At 46.4% G+C, this 4,262-nt stretch carries 3 protein-coding genes; 2 read left to right on the top strand and 1 reads right to left on the bottom strand.

From position 1 onward, the window contains the following. Positions 1 to 1,705: 4-alpha-glucanotransferase (locus BACCELL_RS04090; protein WP_007210299.1), on the top strand; the 1,705-nt coding region annotated here is incomplete at its 5' end. A gap of 60 nt (positions 1,706 to 1,765) precedes the next feature. Here BACCELL_RS04090 and BACCELL_RS04085 read toward each other — a convergent pair. After that, a complete protein-coding gene (locus BACCELL_RS04085; RefSeq protein WP_007210298.1) occupies positions 1,766 to 3,376 on the bottom strand; it encodes a S41 family peptidase in 1,611 nt (536 codons plus the stop codon). A gap of 97 nt (positions 3,377 to 3,473) precedes the next feature. Between BACCELL_RS04085 and folB the strand changes: the two genes are divergently transcribed. Beyond that, complete coding sequence (gene folB, locus BACCELL_RS04080) at positions 3,474 to 3,836, top strand: dihydroneopterin aldolase (RefSeq protein ID WP_007210297.1); 363 nt, start codon at positions 3,474 to 3,476, stop codon at positions 3,834 to 3,836. Positions 3,837 to 4,262 lie beyond the last annotated feature (426 nt).

Below are 4,262 nucleotides of genomic sequence, written 5' to 3'. Positions count from 1 at the left end.
CAAACGGCAGAAAGAGCTGAATGCTTTGCCTACCGTAGACTATGAAGCAGTAAACCAGACAAAATGGGAGTTCTTCCGCCTGATATACAAACAGGAAGGCGAACAAGTTCTGGCATCCGATGCCTTCCGGAAGTTCTTCGAGAACAACAAAGAATGGTTACAGCCATACGCCGTGTTCAGCTATCTGCGCGATGCCTACAAGACACCCAACTTCCGCGAATGGCCGAAATTCACAGAATACAAAGCAGAAGAAATAGAAAAGTTATGCCAGCCGGAATCTGCCGACTATCCGCATATCGCCATCTACTTCTTCATCCAGTTCCACCTGCACCTGCAACTGCTGGCTGCAACGGAACACGCACGAGCCAATGGTGTAGTACTGAAAGGTGACATTCCTATCGGCATCAGCCGCAACAGCGTAGAAGCATGGACAGAACCCTATTACTTCAACCTGAACGGACAAGCGGGCGCACCACCCGATGACTTCTCCGTGAACGGTCAGAACTGGGGCTTCCCTACTTACAACTGGGACGTAATGGAGAAAGACGGTTATTCCTGGTGGATGAAGCGTTTCCGCAAGATGTCGGAATACTTCGATGCCTACCGTATCGACCACATCCTCGGCTTCTTCCGCATTTGGGAAATCCCGATGCATGCCGTACACGGACTGCTGGGCCAGTTTGTTCCCGCCCTGCCGATGACGCGCGAAGAAATAGAAGGCTACGGAATGGCATTCCGCGAAGATTTCTTCACGAAACCCTATATCCATGAATACTTCCTCGGACAAATGTTCGGCCCGCATACTGATTATGTAAAGCAGACCTTCATAGAGCCTACGGAAACATGGGAAATATATCGCATGCGTCCCGAGTTCGACACACAGCGCAAAGTAGAGGCTTACTTTGCCGGAAAGACGGACGAAGACAGCATCTGGATACGCGACGGACTGTACGCATTAATCAGTGACGTACTGTTTGTGCCCGACCGTGAAGACCCGCACAAATTCCATCCGCGCATCGGCGTACAACACGATTACATCTACCGTGCCCTGAATGATTGGGAGAAGGCAGCATTCAATCGTTTGTACGATCAGTATTACTATCATCGCCACAACGAGTTCTGGCGCGAACAAGCCATGAAGAAGTTGCCGCAACTGACGCAATCCACCCGTATGCTGGTATGTGGTGAAGACCTCGGCATGATCCCCGATTGTGTAGCTTGGGTGATGAACGACCTGCGCATCCTTAGCCTGGAGATACAACGCATGCCGAAAGATCCTTCACAGGAATTCGGACATCCGGACTGGTATCCATACCGCTCGGTTTGCACCATCTCTACGCATGATATGTCTACGCTGCGCGGCTGGTGGGAAGAAGATTTCCAGCAAACGCAACGGTACTACAACACCATGCTGGGACACTACGGCGCTGCACCTGCCGTTGCCACTCCGGAACTTTGCGAGCAAGTGGTACGCAACCATCTTTACAGCAACTCCATCCTGTGCATCCTCTCCTTGCAGGACTGGATGGCTATGGACGGAAAATGGCGCAACCCCAATGTACAGGAAGAGCGCATCAACGTGCCTGCTAACCCCAGACATTACTGGCGCTACCGTATGCACCTGACGCTGGAACAACTGATGAAAGCGGAAAGTCTGAACGAGAAGATCAAAGGACTGATAGAACAGACCGGACGAAAAGGATAATACTCTCAATCTTTATAATAGAAAAAGGCACCCATAGTAGGTGCCTTTTTTTAAAAACTCCTACTTTTCTTGTCCTATCTTATTCAGTAAAAACAAAATTTCCGCCTGCTTATCAAAACCTGTCTGCTTATATTCGTCATAAGTCAACATCACATCCGGCCAGAAAGTCTTTGCACGCTTATCCTTCCCCGGCAGGAATATTTGCACGGAATTAGAGATTGAACCTTCTATTCCGGTATAAGGTAATTTGAAAAGAGTCTGTTCCATAAAAGTATTCGGAGCCTGTCCGCTTGGCACGCCCACCACCGTAGCTCCCATCTTCCACAGCATGAAAGCATAATGAAACGCAGCACTGAACGTCCGCTCATCCGTTACTACAAAGACCTGTTTCGGAGCATATACCGGAGCACCTTTCTGTGCACGCAATTCTTCTTTCACACTACTCATGCAGCCATCAATAAACTGACGGCGCAAGGTATCAAGCGGTATATCCTCCTGCTCTTTCATGCTGAACGTATAGTCACCGAAGCTATAATCGGTTCCGTAACTCCTATTGAACTCTTCAAGAGTTATCTCTAATTTATTCATATACAGCGGTGAAACAATCCGATAATACTCCGTATCCATATCTTTCTGCAAGTATTTGTCCCCATAAAGCTGATACAAAGAAGCCAGTACGATAGGAGTCCAACCACCGCTGTTTCCCCGAAGGTCAATAATCAGATATTCCGAATGATGCTTCTTCATCTCTTTCAGCATAGCGGCAAAAGTTCCCGAAAACGAAGGCAATGCACAGATAGCCTGCAAAGTATCCGCAGGCATCTCTTTCTTCAAAGCATTCTGATAGTAAAACTCCATCTGACGGAGCAGATCCCCTTTTATATGCTTATACATATACTCAAAATTATCACGCGCCATAATGCTGTTCACTTTAAACATCATCACCTCTTTCTTCTTGTCTATGAAGCGATAAGCCATTTGCTCCTCAGGGCATCCCACCCAGGACGGAAGGTTCACTTTCTCTGCTTTCCTCAATTCCTCATTCTCCATAAAGTGCTGTTCCAAAGTCACATCCTTTCCATCCGGAGTGCGCAAATAGAAACAAACCGTGTCTTCCAAATCCGGTAACAACTGTTGCATAAACTGCCTTCTCACTACGTTCCGGCAAAATACGGAATAACGGTTATAGAGATTCTCACATGCAAAGAGACTTGCCGTCCGCGCCAGCAATTCGTCCATACTCTTGCCATTGATTCCGATAAGAAGACTACCCAGCAAATCTTGATGTGCAGCCGGAAGACTTTGCACGATCAGCCCGTCAGGGATACATCTGAACCCAACAGGCAAGTAGCTCTGCTCCTGTTGCTGCTTGGGCGCAAGAGAAAAAAGATACGTATGCCCGTCCTGAATGAAAGACAGAAATGCCATCGACTTATCCCAAAACTCCTGAAGGGTATGGGGCTGACTACGTAACTCATTTTCCAAATCAAACGCTTGCTTATGGAAGAAGACTTTGCCTCCGAAACCTGTGTACGGATCGGGATGCGCAGCTTCAAGCTGTTTCACCAGATAATGAAAGTCAGCGGCAAGCGAATCCCCGCTTACCTTGTTCTGCGCCGAAAGAGAGAGGCAGACCAATGCGGATAAAAGAAAGGAATACAAGTGTTTCATGTCTTGTTTTTTTAGTTGTTGGCACAAATATACCTGTTTTCTTTGTTTACTGGGAGGTAATTCTTATTTTTGTCATCCACCGAATATTCTATTTGATATGAACAGTTATATATTCCTTGATAACGTCCGTTTCTTTGCCTACCACGGTGTAGGTCAGCAAGAGCGGGAAGTGGGTAATGAATTTGTCATTAACCTGAAATTGAAAGTCGATATTGCACGTGCAGCCGAGACTGACGACGTGACACATACCGTCAGCTATGCCGATGTATACGAAAATGTGAAGGCTGAGATGGAGATACCTTCTAAATTATTGGAGCATGTTTGCGGACGCATCATAAAACGCCTGTTCCGTACTTTCCCCACCGTTAAAGCTATTGAGCTGAAACTCGCTAAACGTAATCCTCCCATGGGTGCTGACTTAGATGCGGCAGGAGTGGAAGTGCAATGTGAAAGAGCTTAACCCCCTCCCCAGCTTGTCCGAGAACTCTTGTTGTACTTTCTTTTAGGCGCAGACAGACTCCCCCACTGTTTTTTTTGAAAAGTGAACTCAGTAACAATAGTTCGTTAGATATTTCATTCACATTTAACTCAGGTCTACTATGAGTTTATACATACTTTTACCTGCACGCTTGCACTCATGTCTTGTATCGCCTTATTCATCGTGGTTTGAGCGGTGGTGGCAGCAAATAAAAAAGAAGTGTAGGCAAATTTGCTTGCACCAAGTAAAATGAATATATATCGCTCATAATCTGCTATGTATATCATATAAGATGCTAAAAATGGCCGTTTGGCAACCTGCTATTTTTATACCTTTTTATGAGGAAAAGTATGGAAGGTATGCCGCTTTTTGCTTGATATACGCCTTCGTCCGTTCAGCACACATCAT

This window comes from Bacteroides cellulosilyticus DSM 14838, assembly GCF_000158035.1.
GTDB classification, from domain to species: Bacteria; Bacteroidota; Bacteroidia; order Bacteroidales; family Bacteroidaceae; genus Bacteroides; species Bacteroides cellulosilyticus.
Note: the sequence above shows the minus strand (reverse complement) of the source record. Positions and strands in the feature narration are given on the sequence as shown.

What these genes read in the sequence shown, in the direction of transcription:
- BACCELL_RS04085 (WP_007210298.1), bottom strand. Translation starts at nt 3,376, where the DNA reads ATGAAACACTTGTATTCCTTTCTTTTATCCGCATTGGTCTGCCTCTCT.
- folB (WP_007210297.1), top strand. Translation starts at nt 3,474, where the DNA reads ATGAACAGTTATATATTCCTTGATAACGTCCGTTTCTTTGCCTACCAC.